The 16,043-nt window shown below is 63.5% G+C and carries 13 protein-coding genes and 1 pseudogene; 7 read left to right on the top strand and 7 right to left on the bottom strand.

Translation table 11 applies throughout. The annotated features are described in order from the left end of the window. Positions 1–147 precede the first annotated feature (147 nt). Both DACI_RS11400 and DACI_RS31155 read left to right on the top strand, forming a co-directional pair. Positions 148–858, top strand: a complete 711-nt coding sequence (locus tag DACI_RS11400; RefSeq protein WP_012204203.1) for a GntR family transcriptional regulator — start codon at positions 148–150, stop codon at positions 856–858. A 181-nt stretch (positions 859–1,039) separates the two neighbouring features. After that, a pseudogene (locus tag DACI_RS31155) lies at positions 1,040–1,849 on the top strand (IS5 family transposase). A 6-nt stretch (positions 1,850–1,855) separates the two neighbouring features. On the opposite strand, the gene DACI_RS31955 reads toward DACI_RS31155, so the two are convergent. From DACI_RS31955 to DACI_RS32505, 3 genes are all read right to left on the bottom strand, one after another. Further along, positions 1,856–2,734 carry a hypothetical protein gene (locus DACI_RS31955; RefSeq protein ID WP_012204201.1) on the bottom strand — a complete coding sequence of 293 codons (879 nt, stop codon included), beginning with the start codon at positions 2,732–2,734 and terminating at the stop codon, positions 1,856–1,858. Then, the gene (locus DACI_RS31950) at positions 2,731–3,573 is read right to left on the bottom strand and encodes a hypothetical protein (protein WP_012204200.1); all 843 of its coding nucleotides are present in this window, start codon (positions 3,571–3,573) and stop codon (positions 2,731–2,733) included. Before DACI_RS31950 ends, DACI_RS31955 begins: the two co-directional genes overlap by 4 nt. Positions 3,574–3,727: 154 nt before the next feature. After that, positions 3,728–4,654 carry a helix-turn-helix domain-containing protein gene (locus tag DACI_RS32505; protein ID WP_225971076.1) on the bottom strand — a complete coding sequence of 309 codons (927 nt, stop codon included), beginning with the start codon at positions 4,652–4,654 and terminating at the stop codon, positions 3,728–3,730. 24 nt (positions 4,655–4,678) lie between these two features. Between DACI_RS32505 and DACI_RS11385 the strand changes: the two genes are divergently transcribed. The 4 genes from DACI_RS11385 (at position 4,679) to DACI_RS11370 (ending at position 10,268) form a co-directional block, all read left to right on the top strand. Continuing rightward, positions 4,679–5,389, top strand: coding sequence for a hypothetical protein (locus tag DACI_RS11385; RefSeq protein ID WP_225971075.1), 711 nt, complete (start codon positions 4,679–4,681; stop codon positions 5,387–5,389). Positions 5,390–5,708: 319 nt separating this feature from the next. After that, complete coding sequence (mutS, locus tag DACI_RS11380; protein WP_043783327.1) at positions 5,709–8,297, top strand: DNA mismatch repair protein MutS; 2,589 nt, start codon at positions 5,709–5,711, stop codon at positions 8,295–8,297. Between the two features lie 55 nt (positions 8,298–8,352). Next, positions 8,353–9,411, top strand: coding sequence for a proteasome-type protease (locus DACI_RS11375; protein WP_012204196.1), 1,059 nt, complete (start codon positions 8,353–8,355; stop codon positions 9,409–9,411). Then, entirely contained in the window at positions 9,408–10,268 is an 861-nt protein-coding gene (locus tag DACI_RS11370; protein ID WP_012204195.1) for an alpha/beta fold hydrolase, read from the top strand. Before DACI_RS11375 ends, DACI_RS11370 begins: the two co-directional genes overlap by 4 nt. 139 nt (positions 10,269–10,407) lie before the next feature. Here the strand turns inward: DACI_RS11370 and DACI_RS11365 are convergent, their stop codons facing one another. From DACI_RS11365 to DACI_RS11355, 3 genes are all read right to left on the bottom strand, one after another. Further along, complete coding sequence (locus DACI_RS11365) at positions 10,408–10,848, bottom strand: MarR family winged helix-turn-helix transcriptional regulator (RefSeq protein WP_012204194.1); 441 nt, start codon at positions 10,846–10,848, stop codon at positions 10,408–10,410. A gap of 128 nt (positions 10,849–10,976) precedes the next feature. Further along, positions 10,977–12,965, bottom strand: coding sequence for an acetoacetate--CoA ligase (locus DACI_RS11360; protein ID WP_043781214.1), 1,989 nt, complete (start codon positions 12,963–12,965; stop codon positions 10,977–10,979). Positions 12,966–13,149: 184 nt separating this feature from the next. Continuing rightward, the gene (locus tag DACI_RS11355; RefSeq protein WP_012204192.1) at positions 13,150–13,977 is read right to left on the bottom strand and encodes an undecaprenyl-diphosphate phosphatase; all 828 of its coding nucleotides are present in this window, start codon (positions 13,975–13,977) and stop codon (positions 13,150–13,152) included. Between the two features lie 193 nt (positions 13,978–14,170). Between DACI_RS11355 and DACI_RS11350 the strand changes: the two genes are divergently transcribed. Further along, positions 14,171–14,449 carry a PsiF family protein gene (locus DACI_RS11350; protein WP_043781210.1) on the top strand — a complete coding sequence of 93 codons (279 nt, stop codon included), beginning with the start codon at positions 14,171–14,173 and terminating at the stop codon, positions 14,447–14,449. A gap of 349 nt (positions 14,450–14,798) precedes the next feature. Here DACI_RS11350 and DACI_RS11345 read toward each other — a convergent pair whose 3' ends face one another. Further along, positions 14,799–16,028 (bottom strand): PepSY-associated TM helix domain-containing protein, encoded by a 1,230-nt coding sequence (locus tag DACI_RS11345; RefSeq protein ID WP_012204190.1) that lies wholly within the window; start codon positions 16,026–16,028, stop codon positions 14,799–14,801. Positions 16,029–16,043: the final 15 nt, after the last annotated feature.

The raw sequence follows: 16,043 nt of genomic DNA, 5'->3' as shown, positions 1-16,043 counted from the left end.
GTGTCCTCCCTGGGTTTTGATGCATGGTACTTGATGCATCAAACACCAAACATGGGGTTAGCCCGTGGACCAGTCACGCTCGGATGTGACGGCCATCCCACCATCCCCCGGGAGGTACCATTGCGCCCAAGCAGTTGCGGAGGCCCGATGTCCAGCGTTTTTTCACAGATCCGAACCAATCAGACCCTTGCCGAAAAAACCTATCTGCAGATCCGCGACGCCATCGTGAGAGGCCAGCTGCAACCCGCGCAGCGCCTCGTCTACCGCAGCCTGGCCGAAGAGTTCGGCATCAGCCCCACGCCCGTGCGTGATGCCATACAGCGCCTGGCCTCCGAAGGCGCCCTGGACCTGGACGACCGCGGCGTGGCCACCGTGCCCGTGCTCAGCGTTGAGCAGTACGTGGAAATCATCGCCCTGCGCATCGAACTGGAAGGCCGCGCCGCCGCAGCCGCCGCCAGCCGCCATCCGGGCCAGGACTTCATCGACACCCTCACCCGGCTGCACCAGGACCTGGAAAAATCCATTGCCGTGGACGACGACGCCACGCTGATCGCCAACGAGCGCTTCCACTTCTCCATCATCGAAGCCGCGCAGCAGCCCGTGCTGGCCAGCCTCATCGGCCTGCTGTGGCTCAAGTGCGGCCCCTCCGTGCGCTACCTGTACCGGGGCACCTACGCCCGCGCGGCCGAACATCCGCACATCCGGCTGATCCATGCGCTGGAGCAAAGGGACGGCCCCGCCGCCCGGCAGGCCGTGGTGCAGGACCTGCAAAGCGCCTGCCTGCATATCCTCAGGAAGATTGCCAAGGATGATGGGATGGAGTTTCCGCAGGAGTGGGTGGTGGCGGGACCGGGGTAGGAGCGTGGCCGCGCGCGCCTGTGCTTTCGTGGTTGCTCCGTGCCGTCCAGGCAAGTCTTGCCTAGCGCCTTCGTGCAGCTGTGCAACCCGTTGATTTCCAGGCCAATGAGCGATATCTCGCAAGAGTGGCTAACACCACTTCGTCACAGGCCCTCGCAGAGTAGTTATGCTCGCTGTCCTCATGGCACGACGACCCGTAAGCAAAGAGCTGTGGCGACAGCTACGACCCCTGATCCCAGCCTTCGTGCCTTCTACCAAAGGCGGTGCGCGCAAGCTCGCAGCCAGCGATGAAGCCGCCATCAACGGCATCCTGTTCGTGCTGCAAACAAGCATTCCATGGGAAGACCTTCCCCAATCCCTTGGGTACCGCAGCGGCATAACTTGCTGGCGGCGCCTGCGCGACTGGAATGCCGCTGGTGTCTGGGAGCAGTTGCACCAGGCAATGCTGACTCGCTTGCGTGAACATGACCAGATCGATTGGAGCCGAGCCAGCATTGATGGCTCCTCGGTGCCAAGCCCCCGGGGGATCAGGAAACGGGCCCAAACCCCACGGACAGAGGCAAGCTCGGCTCAAAGCGGCACATCGATGTAAATGCCAGAGGCATCCCGCTGGTGATCTTGATCAGCGGTGCGAACCGGCACGTCTCCAAGATGTTCGAGAGGTGCGTGGACGCGATTTCTGCGATTGCAGGCTTGGGAGGGCGCCCCCGCAAAAGACCATCGAAGTTGCACGCCGACAAGGACTATGACTACAAGCGTTGCCGTGCGCACTTGAGACAACGGGGCATCGCCAGCCGCATTGCCAGGCGAGGCGTTGAGAGTAGCGAGCGACTGGGTAAGCATCGCTGGGTGGTGGAGCGGACCCCATGGATGGTTTGCAGGCTTTGGCAAGCTGCGAATCTGCTTTGAAAGACGACTGGATATCCACGAAGCGCTGCTGAAACTGGCAGCGGCGATCATCTGTGCACGCTTCGTGGATCGGTGGTGTTAGCCACTCTTAGCAAATGTCACTCACGTACCAATCTTGCATAATTTCCGCCAAAATTTCCGGCTGATCTGCTTCAGCCAATAACATAAGCTCTGACTCCTTGAGCTTATAAGACATATTTTCCCACCATTTTTCCCAAGCATAGACACTGGCACTAGGCAGCGTATTTTTGGAAGGAACAAGTATTGCAAGGCCTAATTGCTCTCTTGGCCGGAGCTTGTTAAACATAAGCAAATCGCTCATGCTCGAGCTCAAATTCAATTGAGCCGTAGCCAAATTCACATAACTGGCAGATACAACGCTGCTAGCGACCTTGAGATTGTCATAGTTAACATCAAATGTGTGTACCGTAGAGCCATCTACCACACGATAGCAATCCTCATCTTGATGTATCACCTCAAACTGCGTACCTAGCCGCTGCTTTAGTAAGCCCGCCATCTGACTTCTCAAGTCCTGTTGAGCCATTCCGTAGACTCTTGGCTTTACCTCATTTGGAATAACCGTAACCACGCGCTGAAATGTACGTGCCAACACCGACAACCTGTCAGTTCCGCTTGCATAGTGACCAATGCCAAAGCTTATCTGCGGACTTGGACTCTCATACTTCGCGATGCCATTGCCTTTATTAGCTTTCAAATCCGCCAATAATTCATTGCGCAACCAACCCCAAGTCTCATTACTAAATCGCTTACCGTAAAAGCACTTTAATCGTGAAGCATCTTCAGCAACTCTGAAATCAACCAGTCGACCCTTTTCAGACAGTGCAACTCCAATAACAAAGGTTTGAGGCACATCCAGCTCAGGCTGAAAATCAATGGTATGCCATTTACCTTCAAAATTTGGAGCCTCACTGCTCACGGACTCTGCCAATGCTCTGAGGTTAATCATGTCAAAGCTCCAACTCGCTGCTGCATCCAATTATCTTGACAACGCAAATCAACAAATGACAGAATCCTATTTGCGTAAATTGACCCAGCTCCTTTAAACAAGGTAGTCAATAGCTCCAAAACTTGAACGCGGCATACGTCCAGCGCCCCCTTATGATGCTGCGAGCAAGCAACCATAGTATCTCTTACGCGTGTCCAATCGGAGGTAGACAATTTCTTCCCCGTATGCGCCCTATTTAGTGCGCGAAGCGAATCCCCGTTTCCAGCCAATTGTTGGATTTCTCCTGCGATCCAATTTTGAACTGCAAAAATCTGCTCATGATCAATTGGAATGCAACTTCCTTTTCCATGGAAAAGCACATTACCCAGATTACGATCAATATTGTGAAATAGCTCATCGAACGCAGCGATTGCGGCGCCAGTATCTGTCCGCAACACGTCCAGCCACTTCGCATCACCTTCACATCCCGAAAAGAGCGCACGAATACTGGAAAACGCAAGCTGCTGCGATGCCCAAGCCAGAACATAGCCGCCTGACACCAACTCAGTCGGTACAGCACTTCGCCCTAAGACAGCTTTTGCCTTTTTCTCTGTCATGATCAGAATTCCAGCATGCTGAGGCACTGGCAAGCCAATCGCTCGTAGAAAAAGCCAAGCAATCGCTTCATTGCACAAACCGATACCGTCGGGTCGCATGAGCTTGACCACACTGGTCACTCCTGCACGCTGCACCGGATAACGCACCTCGGCAACATGTGTGGACTCGTTGGCTCCACGATGGCGTATGGCACCTACAAAATTCAAGTAGTCATGGTCGCTCAGAACAGGGAAGCTGCTCATACTTGAACTCCCACCCCCAGGGAACGGACTTGGTGCTTAAACATCTGCGATCTCCTCCTTGTTCTTAGCCATGATGGGCCGTTCTTTACCTCCGAGCGATCATTTGATCGCGTGGCGGAGTCATCCACCAGGGCGCACTGCTTGAGTTCGTCCCTTACACGCGAGCTGCCTGTGCTGCCAGTGAGGCTACCGTTCTTATGGCAGCTTGGCCTTCTGCGGTGGCCTTGCCGTAATGTTGCATCAGCACCTCAATGTCAGCACTGACTGCGCCGGCCACGCCAACATCGCCGCCCGCCGCGCCTGCGCGCAGCGACAGCAGCACATAGCCAACATCCACGCCTACGGCATGCAGCTGCTGCAGTGCCTTGGCATCGGGCGCGAACTCGCCTTCTTCAAATTTCAGCAGGGCCAGGCGATCCACTCCCGACTTGGCGGCCAGTTGGCCCACGGTCAGCTCCAGCCGCTTGCGCTCTTGCACCAGGCGGGCCGCAAGCGTGGCAGCGGGCTGTGCATGCTCTATCGCGCTGGGGTCAAAAGTACGTATGCCCGTGAGCACATAGCCGGAGTCCACCCCGAACCCGCGAATGGTGTTGAGGTAGCCAACATCAGGCAGATTTGCCCCCGTCTCGTAGTTCGATTGAGTGTTCTTGGACACCCCGCCCAGGGATGCAAACGCCTCTTGGCTTAGGCCAAGCCGTTTGCGCTCCTCACGCAACCTTTGGGAAAATTCATCCATTTTTTTGGTAAATCTGTTGACTTTCCCAAAAAATTGGGCAAAATCCACCGCGTCTTGTAACAACCTATCTCCAGATACTACATGACCACCCCAGCGCACCACACCCGCCACCGCTCGGCCACGGTCGAGCCCCTGATGTACTCCAAACGCATTCCCTTGGGGATGACCGAAGAGCTGGAACGCGCATGGGACGGCGCCCAGCACGACGGCCGCGTCGTGCTGGGTCAACCCGACACCGCCGCCGAGCGGCGCTGAATCGAGTGCGGCCACACATTCAGCGCCACGATGAAAAATCACGCGCGCCCTGAGCCCCAGCGCCACGCCCAATGCATCGCCGATGCCCACCAAGCAGTCCTGTTCGCAGCAGGAGTGCTCAAGTACACGGTGAAAAGCATCCTGTACGACGGAGCACAGGAGCGCTACTCCTGCCCGCACCTCAGCCGGGCATTTGCAGCGCTCAACCAGCTTCCTGATCCCGGTTGCTGCCCGGCAACCAGTCCAAATGAGCCGGTGAGGGTGGATCTGCTTTCACTGCTTGCCCTCATCAGCTCGGAACTGGAGTTCGCTCGCGACACATTCCGACAGAACCGGCTCAGTGCAGCAGGTGAAGCAGCCTTTGTTCATGGACTGCTGGAACACGCCTTTGAATTTGCAGACCGGCTGTTCGGGGCCTACAACGAGCTTCCCAACTCCTTGGACGACCTGCGCTTCCTGGCCAGCTTTGCTGCAGCCAAGGAGGCTGGCAACGGTATCAATACATTCGGCAGCCAGGCAGATACAGCATCACCAGTCACAGCGGCATCGCCGTTGCTTGGAAGCGGCCACCGGGCCAGTGAGTTGCTCATTCGTTGCTCGTTCGACATCGAGGCAGCAGCCCACGCCGTGACAGCGCTGGGAGATCAGATCACGGAACCGGAGCAGATTCAGATCGCCTCGCTGATTCGCTGCTATGGCGCACGCATCGCGAAACTCAACAGTGTTCTGATGAGCTATCTCACCGGTGATGAAGTGATCACCCTGGCGGATGCGCAGCACGCCTTGTACCAAGGAGCCAGGCAGTTGCCAGAAGGAGCCCTGTGACGACGTACGGCGGAAATGATCCCTTGGATTGAGCGCAGCGCATTTGTGTGCCGCGATCTACGCCCCCTTGGCGCGGCGTCCAACCTCGGGTAGTCAATAATGTGACCTTTGCCCGCCACCACGCCCCACACGATGGATACGGCCCAAGGCGGGCAGCACGACACAAGAACATTTGCGCCTTCCTGCGGCCCCGCGCCATCCAGGCAGGCCTTGCCCGGCGCCTTCGCGCCGCCGCAACCTGTTGATTCCCAAGCCAATGAGCGACCTCTCGCAAAGCACACAGCCCTCTCCGGCCCCTGATCTGTCGGCGCACACGCCCATGATGCAGCAGTACCTGGGCATCAAGATCAACTACCCCGACACGCTGGTTTTCTACCGCATGGGGGATTTCTACGAGCTGTTCTTCGGGGATGCGGAGAAGGTGGCGCGGCTGCTGGACATTACGCTGACCACGCGCGGGCAGACGGCGGGGCAGCCGATTCCGATGGCGGGCGTGCCCTTCCATGCGCTGGAGAACTACCTGGGCCGGCTGATCAAGCTGGGCGAGTCGGTGGCGATCTGCGAGCAGGTGGGCGAGGTGGGCGCCGCCAAGGGCCCGGTGGAGCGCAAGGTGGTGCGCGTGGTGACGCCGGGGACGCTGACCGACAGTGAGCTGCTGTCGGACAAGAGCGAGGCGATCTTGCTGTCCCTGCACACGGCCGGGCGCCAGCGCTGCGGCCTGGCCTGGATGGCGGTGACGCAGGGGCGCATTCATCTGGCCGAATGCTCCCACGACGAGCTGGGCGCCTGGATTTCACGCATTGCGCCCAGCGAGCTGATCTACAGCGCGGGCGTGACCGAGCGTTTCGAGCAGAGCCTGTTCGCGCTGCGCCATGGCGGCTCCATCGCCTGCCCGCTATCGCCGCGGCCCGACTGGCAGTTCGACGGCGGCCTGGGCGAGCGCAAGCTGCTGGAGCTGCTGGGCGCCGCCAGCCTCAAGGCCTGGGAGGCCGAGGACCTGTCGCTGGCCCATGGCGCCAGCGCCGCGCTGCTGTCGTATGCCGAGCACACGCAGGGCCGCAGCCTGTCGCACATCCACGCTCTGCAGGTGCAGCGCGACGATGAGCTGATTGCGCTGCCGCTGGCCACGCGCCGCAACCTGGAGCTGGTCAAGACGCTGCGCGGCGAGGATTCGCCCACATTGTTCTCCCTGCTGGACACCTGCATGACGGGCATGGGCAGCCGCCTGCTCAAGGCCTGGCTGCTGGAGCCGCGCCGCGACCGCACGCAGGCCATGGCGCGGCTGGAGGCCACGCGGGCGCTGCAGGGCGCCAGCGCAGGCGGCATGGCCGCGCCCTGGCAGCAGTTGCGCGAGCAGCTCAAGGGCGTGAGCGATGTGGAGCGCATCACCGCGCGCACCGCGCTGCGCCAGGTGCGCCCGCGCGAGCTGGTGGGACTGGGCCGCACGCTGCACAAGGCGGCCGTGCTGGCCCAGGCCGGGCAGACACCCTCGGCCCACCTGACCCAGCTGTTTGCCGACCTGCAGCCACCCGAAGGCTGCGCCGAGCTGCTGGTGCGCGCCATCATGGAAGAGCCGGCCGCCCTGGTGCGCGACGGCGGCGTGTTTGCCACGGGCTACGACGCCGAGCTGGACGAGCTGCGCGCCATCCAGAACAACTGCGACGACTTCCTGCTGGAGCTGGAGGCCAAGGAAAAGCTGCTGACCGGCATTCCCAACCTGCGCGTGCAGTTCAACAAGGTGCACGGCTTCTATATAGAGATCACCAACAGCTACAAGGACGCGGTGCCCGAGCGCTACCGCCGCCGCCAGACGCTGAAGAACGCCGAGCGCTACATCACGCCCGAGCTCAAGGCCTTCGAGGACAAGGCCCTGTCGGCGCAGGAGCGGGCGCTGCAGCGCGAGAAATTCCTCTACGAGCAGCTGCTGGACCAGCTGCAGCCCCATGTGCCGGCGCTCACGCGCGTGGCCGGCGCCATTGCCGCCATCGACGTGCTGTGCACGCTGGCCGAGCGCTCGCTGACGCTGAACTGGTGCGCGCCCGAGTTCGTGAACCATCCCTGCATCGAGATCGAGGCCGGCCGCCACCCGGTGGTGGAAGCGCGCATGGCCGAGACCTCCAGCGGCAGCTTCATCGCCAACCACACGCGCATGAACGCCAACACGCGCATGCAGATCATCACCGGCCCCAACATGGGCGGCAAGTCGACCTATATGCGCCAAGTGGCGCTGATCGTGCTGCTGGCCAGCATGGGCTCGCATGTGCCGGCGTCCAGCTGCCGGCTGGGGCCCATCGATGCCATCCACACGCGCATCGGCGCGGCCGACGACCTGGCCAATGCCCAGTCCACCTTCATGATGGAGATGACCGAGGCCGCGCAGATCCTGCATTCGGCCACGCCCCACAGCCTGGTGCTGATGGACGAGATCGGCCGGGGCACCAGCACCTTCGACGGCCTGGCGCTGGCCAGCGGCATCGCCACCCAGCTGCACGACAGGACGCGCGCCTTCACGCTGTTTGCCACGCACTACTTCGAGCTGACCGAGCTGCCGGCCAAGGCACGCGCAGCCGTGAACATGCATGTGAGCGCGGCGGAGTCCGGCCAGGACATCGTCTTCCTGCACGAGATCCAGCCCGGCCCGGCCAGCCGCAGCTACGGTATCCAGGTGGCCAAGCTGGCGGGCATGCCGGCCGGCGTGCTGCACCACGCGCGCCATGCGCTGGAGGCACTGGAGGCCCATGCCGACGAGGGCCGCCTGCAGGTGGACCTGTTCGATGCGCCCGACATGCCCGAGCCCGAAAGCCGCCACGACCCGCTGGCCCAGGCGCTGGCCGCCATCAATCCCGACGCACTGAGCCCGCGCGAGGCGCTGGAAGCCCTTTACCAGCTCAAGAAGATCGCCGCCTGAACGCGGTCAATCGCCTCCCACTAAACTTGTCGATCCCGCAGTTTCGGATGTTCCCATGACTTATTGCGTTGCCATCAAGCTCAACGCCGGCCTGGTTTTCCTGGCCGACTCGCGCACCAATGCCGGCCTGGACCAGATCAGCTCTTTCCGCAAGCTCATGGTCTACGAGAACCCCGGCGACCGCTTCATGGTGCTGCTGTCGGCCGGCAACCTGTCCATCACCCAATCGGTGCGCGAGCTGCTGGAGAGCCAGCAGCTGCGCGACGAGGCCACGGGCGACATGCTGACCATCTGGAACGTGCGCAGCATGTTCGACGCGGCCCGCGTGCTGGGCGCGGCCGTGCGCCATGTGTACGAGCGCGACGGCGTGGCGCTGTCGCGCTCAGGCGTGGACTTCAATATCTCGCTGGTGCTGGGCGGCCAGATCCAGGGCGAGACCATGCGGCTGTTCCAGGTCTACTCGGCAGGCAACTTCATCGAGGCCACGAGCGAGACGCCCTACTTCCAGATCGGCGAGTCCAAGTACGGCAAGCCCGTGCTGGACCGCGTGATCACGCCGCGCACGCCGCTGGACGAGGCTGCCAAGTGCGCCCTGGTGTCCATGGACAGCACGCTCAAGTCCAACCTTTCGGTGGGCCTGCCGCTGGACCTGATCGTGTACGAGAAGGACCGCTTCGCCTCCGACAAGATCGTCAGCATCGACGAGAGCAATCCGTATTTCCGCATGCTGCACGACAGCTGGGGCGAGCGCCTGCGCCATGTCTTCGACAGCATCGAGGACCCGGCCTGGGATGGCGGCGCCTCAGAGGTGCCCATCCGCGTGCACAGCCGCCAGGCCCAGCCGCTGACCAAGGTCAACGCGCCGGCAGGGGCCCTGCGCTCGTCGGCGCGCAGCATGGGCCGCCTGCCGCCTGCGGCGCTGCGCCAGCCCTATCACAGCGGCACGGGCGCGGGCCTGGGCACCTCCACGGCCGACGGGCTGGCCACCTCGCCCATGACGCCCCTGCAGCCGGGCCCGGCATCGCCCATGCGGCCGGACGCCGGGCAACCCTCCGGCCACCAGCAAGGCATGCCGGATGCTCCGGACCGAACCGGCCAGGAGCCCCAGCCGTGAACGCGGCCCGGCCCGCGCTGCGGGCCGACAGCGACGCGGGCACGGAATCGGCACCGCTGCCCGTGGTCTTCTCGCATGCCAACAGCTTTGCGCTGCCCACATACCGGCTGCTGTTCTCGCTGCTGGCCGAGCGCGGCATCGCGGCGCAGGGCGTGGAGCGCTTCGGCCATGACCCGCGCTTTCCCGTCACCAACAACTGGCCGCACCTGGTCGAGCAACTGGCCGAGTTCACGCGCGCCGAGGTCGAGCGCGTGGGCGGCCCGGTCTTTCTGGTCGGGCATTCGCTGGGCGGTTTCCTGAGCGTGATGACGGCTGCGCGCTACCCCGAACTGGCGCGCGGCGTGCTGCTGATCGACTCGCCCCTGCTCAGCGGCTGGCGCGCCAACGCCGTGGGCGTGGCCAAGCGCACGCAGCTGGTGGGCTCGGTCTCGCCGGGCAAGATCAGCGCCCGCCGCCGCAATGCCTGGGACAGCGACGAGGAGGCGCTGGCCTACTTCCGCGCCAAGAAGGTGTTTGCGCAATGGCACCCGCAGGTGCTCCAGGACTATGTGCAGGGCGGCCTGACCGACCTGGACGGCCGGCGCACGCTGCACTTCACGCGCGAGGTGGAGACCGCCATCTACAACACCTTGCCGCACAACCTGGCCTCGCTGCTGCACCACCATCCGCTGCGCTGCCCGGCGGCCTTCATCGGCGGGCGTGCCTCCGTGGAGATGCGCCAGGTGGGCATGGACCTGACGCGCCGCATCACGCGCGGGCGCGTGATGATGCTGGATGGCAGCCACCTGTTCCCCATGGAGCGGCCCCACGCCACGGCCGCCGCCATCGAGGCCTCGCTGCTGAACATGCAAACCTGAGCGCCGTCCGGCTCGGTCCGAGATCCGGATGGAAACCCTGGACCATGCGGTGGTGCTTGAACCCCTTGGCGCCTTCCTCAGGGATCAGGCCCATCGGCGTTCACGGCAGCGGGCGAGGGTCTTGGCGATGGCGGGCCGGCTACCCGGCGCAATCGATCATCTTGTGAAGCAGGCGCAGCAGCTGCTGCTTGTCCTCAGCGCTCAGCATGCGGCTGGCCTCTTGCTCCAGAATTTCCACCTGCGCCGCCGCCTCCTCGTGCAGGCGTTCGCCCTCGGCCGTCAGATACAGCAGCGACAGGCGCCTGTCCGCAGGATCGGCCTCGCGCCTGAGCAAGCCGCGCACCTGCAGTCTTTCCATCAGCGCCGCCATATTGGGCTGGGAAATCATCACGGTCTCGGCGATCTGGCGCTGGGACGCCCCGGGATTGGCCGAGATCAGCGACAGCACGGCAAACTCCGACGGCTTGAGATCCAGCGCCAGCATGTGCTTCGCGTAGTGAGGCCTTACGGTGGCATGGGCCAGGCGCGTGCAGTGGCCCAACTGCTGCATCAGAAAATTCTGCTGGAGTGCTGACTTCATGGGCGATGGGGTGGCTCGGTCAAAGGTGGGGCCAGGCGCATCGAATGGGGCCTGGCGGACGTTTCGATAGAGACGGTCATGGGTTTGCCTCCTGCGTCATGGATGAAATCGGCCAGGGTCGCCGGACCTCAGGCCAGCGGGACCCGTGCCCGGTATTGCACGAAGAAATCGATGCTGCGCGGATTGGCCATGGCGTCGGGGCTGGCCACCTTGGCGGCCTCGGCGCCCAGCAGCAGCTTGCGCACGGGCAATTCCATCTTCTTGCCCGTGAGAGTGCGCGGAATCTCGGCGACCTGGATGACCGCATCGGGCATGTGGCGCGCAGAGGCCTGGGTCCTGATGGCATCCTTGATCCGGGCCACCAGCGCATCCGTCAGCACCAGGCCCGGGGCCAGCACCACGAACAAGGGCATGAAAGAGGGGCGCCCCAGGAACTCCAGGTCCACGACGAGGCTGTCCAAGACCTCGTCAACTTCCTCGACGACACGGTAGATCTCGGCCGTTCCCATGCGGATGCCGAAACGGTTGATCGTGGTGTCCGAGCGGCCGTAGATCACGGCCGACCCATGCTCGCTGAACGAGATCCAGTCGCCATGGCGCCAGTAGCCGGGAAAGACGTCGAAGTAGCTTTCACGGTAGCGCAGGCCATCGGCGTCGTTCCAGAAATACAAGGGCATGGAAGGCATGGGTTCGGTGATCACCAGTTCGCCCACCTCGCCAGTCACGCTGCGCCCTTGCTCGTCAAAGGCGTGCGCGGCGACACCCAGCTCACGGCACTGGATCTCGCCCGCACGCACGGGCAGCAGGGGCGCGCAGGCCACGAAGCCCGAGGCGATATCCGTTCCACCGCTGACCGAGGCCAGCCACAGATCGCGCTTGACGTTCTCGTAGACCCAGCCGTAGGCCTCCAGCGGCAGCGCCGACCCCGTGGAATTGATGGCGCGCAGTTTCTCGAAACGGCGGCCCCGGGCGGGCACCACGCCATCCTTCATGGTCTTGGCCAGAAAGGCCGCGCCGCAACCGAACAGCGTGACCTGCTGGCGATCGATGAAGTCCCACAATGCGCCATCGTCGGGCGAGGTCGGGTTGCCATCGGACAGCACCACGGTGGCGCCAGCCAGCAGGCTGCCCACCATGAGATTCCAGACGATCCAGCCCGTGCTGCCCAGGAACATGAAGCGGTCGCCGGGCCGCACGTCGTGCTGCAGCCCATGGGTCTTGAGGTGGGTGAGCACGATGCCGCCATGGCTGTGCACCATGGCCTTGGGCAGTCCCGTGGTGCCCGAGGAATAGACCACCCACAGCGGGTGCGAGAACGGCAAGCGCTCGAAGACCGGCTCTGCGGGCCGGGCCAGCGCGTCGGCCCAGGCCAGGACATTGCGCCAGGGCAGCTCGCATGCGGGGTCCCCGGGCCTGAACAGGGGGCCGGGCACGTGGATCACATGGCCTATCTCGGGCAATCCCCGCAGCACCTCGCCGAGTACGGCGCGCCGATCGAAACACCGTCCCCCGTAGACATAGCTATCGGTAGCGAAAATCAGCTTGGGACCGATCTGCTGGAAGCGGTCCAGCACCACGGAAACGCCCATCTCGGGCGCGCAGCTGGACCAGATGGCGCCTATGCTGGCACAGGCCAGGAAGGCCACGACCGCCTGGGGCACATTGGGCAGGTAGGCCACGACGCGATCGCCGCGGCCCAGGCCGAGCTCGCGCATCCGGGCCGCGAGCGCCGCCACGTCACGCTCCAGCTGCCGCCATGACAGCTCCACCGGCTCGGCGCCTTCGCAGCGCGCGATGATGGCCGGGTGCTCGTAGCTGGCGCGCCGGAACACATGCTCGGCATAGTTCAGGTGCGTGTCGGGAAACCACTGCGCGCCCGGCATGCCCCGCTCACCGAGCACGCGCGCCGGGTCACCGTCGGCCATGACCTGGAAGAAGTCCCAGATCGAGCGCCAGAAGCCATCAAGATCCGTGACCGACCACTGCCACAGCGCCTGGTAGCCATCGAAGCGCATATCCCTTGCCTCAGCCAGCCAGTCCATGTAGCGCGCCAGGCCGCTTTGCGCGACCTGCTGCGGGCTGGGACGCCACATCAACTGCCCTTGTTCGATGGCCATGGCAACCTTCAGAAAAAGTTATAAAAAAAACATATTTTTTATAACCATAGAACATCCTCATTTTCAGAAGTACAGGGGTTTTCACGGGGCAACCACGCGCCCGTCATGCGAGTGAGCCCCGAGGCCCAAGCCGAAAAAAAAGCCACCCGAAGGTGGCTTGTCCCCATCGATGGCACGGCCGTGCTCAGCCGCCGCTCCAGTTGACCAGGCCCGTGAAGGCCGTCACCAGCACGATGATGCCGAAGGCGATGCGGTACCAGGCAAACGGCACGAAGCTGTTGGTGGAGATGTAGCGCAGCAGCCAGCGCACGCACAGCCAGGCGCTGATGAAGGAAAACACCAGGCCCACGGCGAACATGGGGATGTCGGCCGCCGACAGCAGGGCGCGCTCCTTGTAGAGGCTGTAGACGCCGGCGCCGATCAGCGTGGGAATGGCCAGGAAGAACGAAAAGTCGGTGGCCGCCTTGCGCGACAGGCCCATGAGCATGCCGCCGATGATGGTGGCACCGCTGCGGCTGGTGCCGGGAATCATGGCCAGGCACTGCACCAGGCCGACCTTGAGGGCATCGAGCGGCGTCATCTCGTCCACGGTCTGCACGCGCGTGGCCGAGGCGGGCCGGCGCTCGGCCCACAGGATGACGAAGCCGCCCAGGATGAAGGTGGTGGCCACCACGGTGGGCGTGAACAGGTGCGCCTTGATGAACTTGCCGAAGATCAGCGCCAGCACCACGGCCGGCAGAAAGCCGATGATGACGTTCAGCGTGAGCCTTTGCGCCTGGCGGCTGGTGGGCAGGTCGACCACGGTGGAGCGGATCTTTTGCCAGTACACCAGCACCACGGCGAAGATGGCGCCGGTCTGGATGGCGATGTCGAAGACCTTGGCCTTGGCATCGTCGAAGCCCAGCAGCGAGCCTGCAAGGATGAGGTGCCCGGTGGAAGAGATGGGAAGGAACTCCGTCAGTCCCTCCACGATGCCCATGATGGCGGCCTTGACCAGCAAAAGAATGTCCACGGCAAGCGTCCTGTCGCAATGCAAAAGTGCGCCATTATCTGCGCTGGCCGAGGCCTGCCGGTGTCCACCTGCCCGCCTGTCAGCGGCAATCGCAAACTTTTACAACGCCGGGCCCGCAACGTTGCTGCGCGCCCGGCACTGTGCTGCAATGTGGGTGCGCTGGACTTCAGCGCGCCTTCAAAACCATTCCATCATGAAAAAAATCGTTGTTCTGGCAGTTGTCTCCCTGGCCTGCAGCATGGGCATGGCCGCAGGGGACAAGGCTCCCACGGCCCAGCAAAAGCTGATGGGCACCTGCAACACCGAAGCCACCGGCAAGAAAGGCGATGAACGCAAGGAGTTCATGAAGTCCTGCCTGTCCGACGGCAAGAAGCGCCAGCAGGAACGCATGAAGACCTGCAACGTGGACGCCACGGGCAAGAAGGGTGATGAGCGCAAGGCGTTCATGAGCGAGTGCTTGAAGAAGGACTGAAGCTCCCCCTGAGCGGCTGACGCCGCTTCCCCCTCTCTACCCGCTTCGCGGGGGAGGGGGACGACGCCCTCGCCGCGAGGCGGCTCTTGCTCGGCGTCTCTGGTGTCGGGCCGCGCCAGATTTGAAGGCTGCGCCCTATTTCTGCAGCAAGCCCTCATTGAAGCCACCGTTTTCGGTGGCTTTGCTGTTTAGGCGGATAGTTTTCTGATTTGGCTATCAATGGAGCCGTGCACTACCGACAGCCGTTCAAACTCGCAGGGCTCAAGCGCGGGCAGCCGAGCAAGGGCCGCCCCGCAGTGAGGGCTGCGTCCCCCTCCGCGAAGCGAGAAGGGGGAAGCGGCGCAGCCGCTCAGGGGGTCATCTTCCTGGCCCTTCGCTTGCGCCACCAGATGATGACGCCGGTGATCGACAGGACGGCGACGAGCACGCCGACGAAGGACATGAGCACGCGGCCGGGGGTGCCGAGGATGCGGCCGCTGTGCAGGGGCAGCTGCAGCTGGACGAAGACGTCGGCTGCGGTGCCGTGCCAGGGGCGGTAGGTGCCCAGGACTTCGCCGTTGTCCGAGCTGACGTAGATGTTGGACAGGCCCATGCCCATGGCGCCGGTTTCGTCGTGCGGGTCGAAGAAGGAGATGTTGTAGAACGGGAAGTCGCCACCCCACCAGATGCCGCCTGCGGGCTGGGCGAAGCCCAGGCGCTTGGCCTCACTCTGGGCGATGGCGATGGCCTGGGCGAACGAGACCTTGGGCACGAGGAGCGTGCCCTGGGGCGCGGGCTTGAGGGTTTCGTAGGGGCCGGGCGTGGTGGTGGAGACGGTGCTCATCACCGGGTAGAAGACTTCGCGGTACAGGTTCAGCGAGAACGAGGTGAAGGCCACGATGACGATGACGGCCCAGACCCACAGGCCGCCCGCACGGTGCAGGTCGAAGTTGAGCTTGTAGGCGCCGCCGCCCCAGCGCACGCGCCATGAGGGCAGCCAGCGGCGCCACCACGATCCCACGGCCGCCGTCAGGCGCGGGGCGCTTTTCCTGAGCTTGACGGGAAAGGTCAGCAGCAGCGCGACAAAGCTGTCGGCCACCCACAGCAGGGCCAGGCTGCCCATGAACCAGTAGCCCCAGCGGTCCGTGCCCCAAAAGCGCGGGGCCAGCAGGCTTTCGTGCAGGTGGCGCAGCCAGGGCATGAGGTTGCGCTGGCTGAGTGCGAAGCTGCGCCCGTTGCGCTGGCCGGTGATGTGGCCGCTGACAGGATCGACGAAGACCGTGTCATATCCCAGCGCAGGCGCCTGGCCCGTGGCCGGGTCGGGCCGGGGGCGCACCATGAACATGGCGGCTTCGCCCTCGACCAGGCCCAGGGTCATGTAGCTGATCTCGGCGCGCGGCTCGCTGGCCTCCACGACGGCGGCCAGCTCCAGCGGGGTCTTCAGCGGGCCGCGTGCCGGGGTCTCCAGCATGTCGGCGTTGAGCCATTCGTCGATTTCATGGTCCCAGGACAGCACGGCCCCCGTGAGGCCGGCCATGGTGAGGAAACCGGCCAGCACCAGGCCTATCCAGCGGTGCACCACCGTCCACAACGCGCGCATGCTTCAGATCGCTCC

It is taken from the genome of Delftia acidovorans SPH-1, from assembly GCF_000018665.1.
Lineage (GTDB): Bacteria > Pseudomonadota > Gammaproteobacteria > Burkholderiales > Burkholderiaceae_C > Comamonas > Comamonas acidovorans.
Note: the sequence above shows the minus strand (reverse complement) of the source record. Positions and strands in the feature narration are given on the sequence as shown.

What these genes read in the sequence shown, in the direction of transcription:
- DACI_RS11400 (WP_012204203.1), top strand. Translation starts at nt 148, where the DNA reads ATGTCCAGCGTTTTTTCACAGATCCGAACCAATCAGACCCTTGCCGAA.
- DACI_RS31955 (WP_012204201.1), bottom strand. Translation starts at nt 2,734, where the DNA reads ATGATTAACCTCAGAGCATTGGCAGAGTCCGTGAGCAGTGAGGCTCCA.
- DACI_RS31950 (WP_012204200.1), bottom strand. Translation starts at nt 3,573, where the DNA reads ATGAGCAGCTTCCCTGTTCTGAGCGACCATGACTACTTGAATTTTGTA.
- mutS (WP_043783327.1), top strand. Translation starts at nt 5,709, where the DNA reads ATGATGCAGCAGTACCTGGGCATCAAGATCAACTACCCCGACACGCTG.
- DACI_RS11375 (WP_012204196.1), top strand. Translation starts at nt 8,353, where the DNA reads ATGACTTATTGCGTTGCCATCAAGCTCAACGCCGGCCTGGTTTTCCTG.
- DACI_RS11365 (WP_012204194.1), bottom strand. Translation starts at nt 10,848, where the DNA reads ATGAAGTCAGCACTCCAGCAGAATTTTCTGATGCAGCAGTTGGGCCAC.
- DACI_RS11360 (WP_043781214.1), bottom strand. Translation starts at nt 12,965, where the DNA reads ATGGCCATCGAACAAGGGCAGTTGATGTGGCGTCCCAGCCCGCAGCAG.
- DACI_RS11350 (WP_043781210.1), top strand. Translation starts at nt 14,171, where the DNA reads ATGAAAAAAATCGTTGTTCTGGCAGTTGTCTCCCTGGCCTGCAGCATG.
- DACI_RS11345 (WP_012204190.1), bottom strand. Translation starts at nt 16,028, where the DNA reads ATGCGCGCGTTGTGGACGGTGGTGCACCGCTGGATAGGCCTGGTGCTG.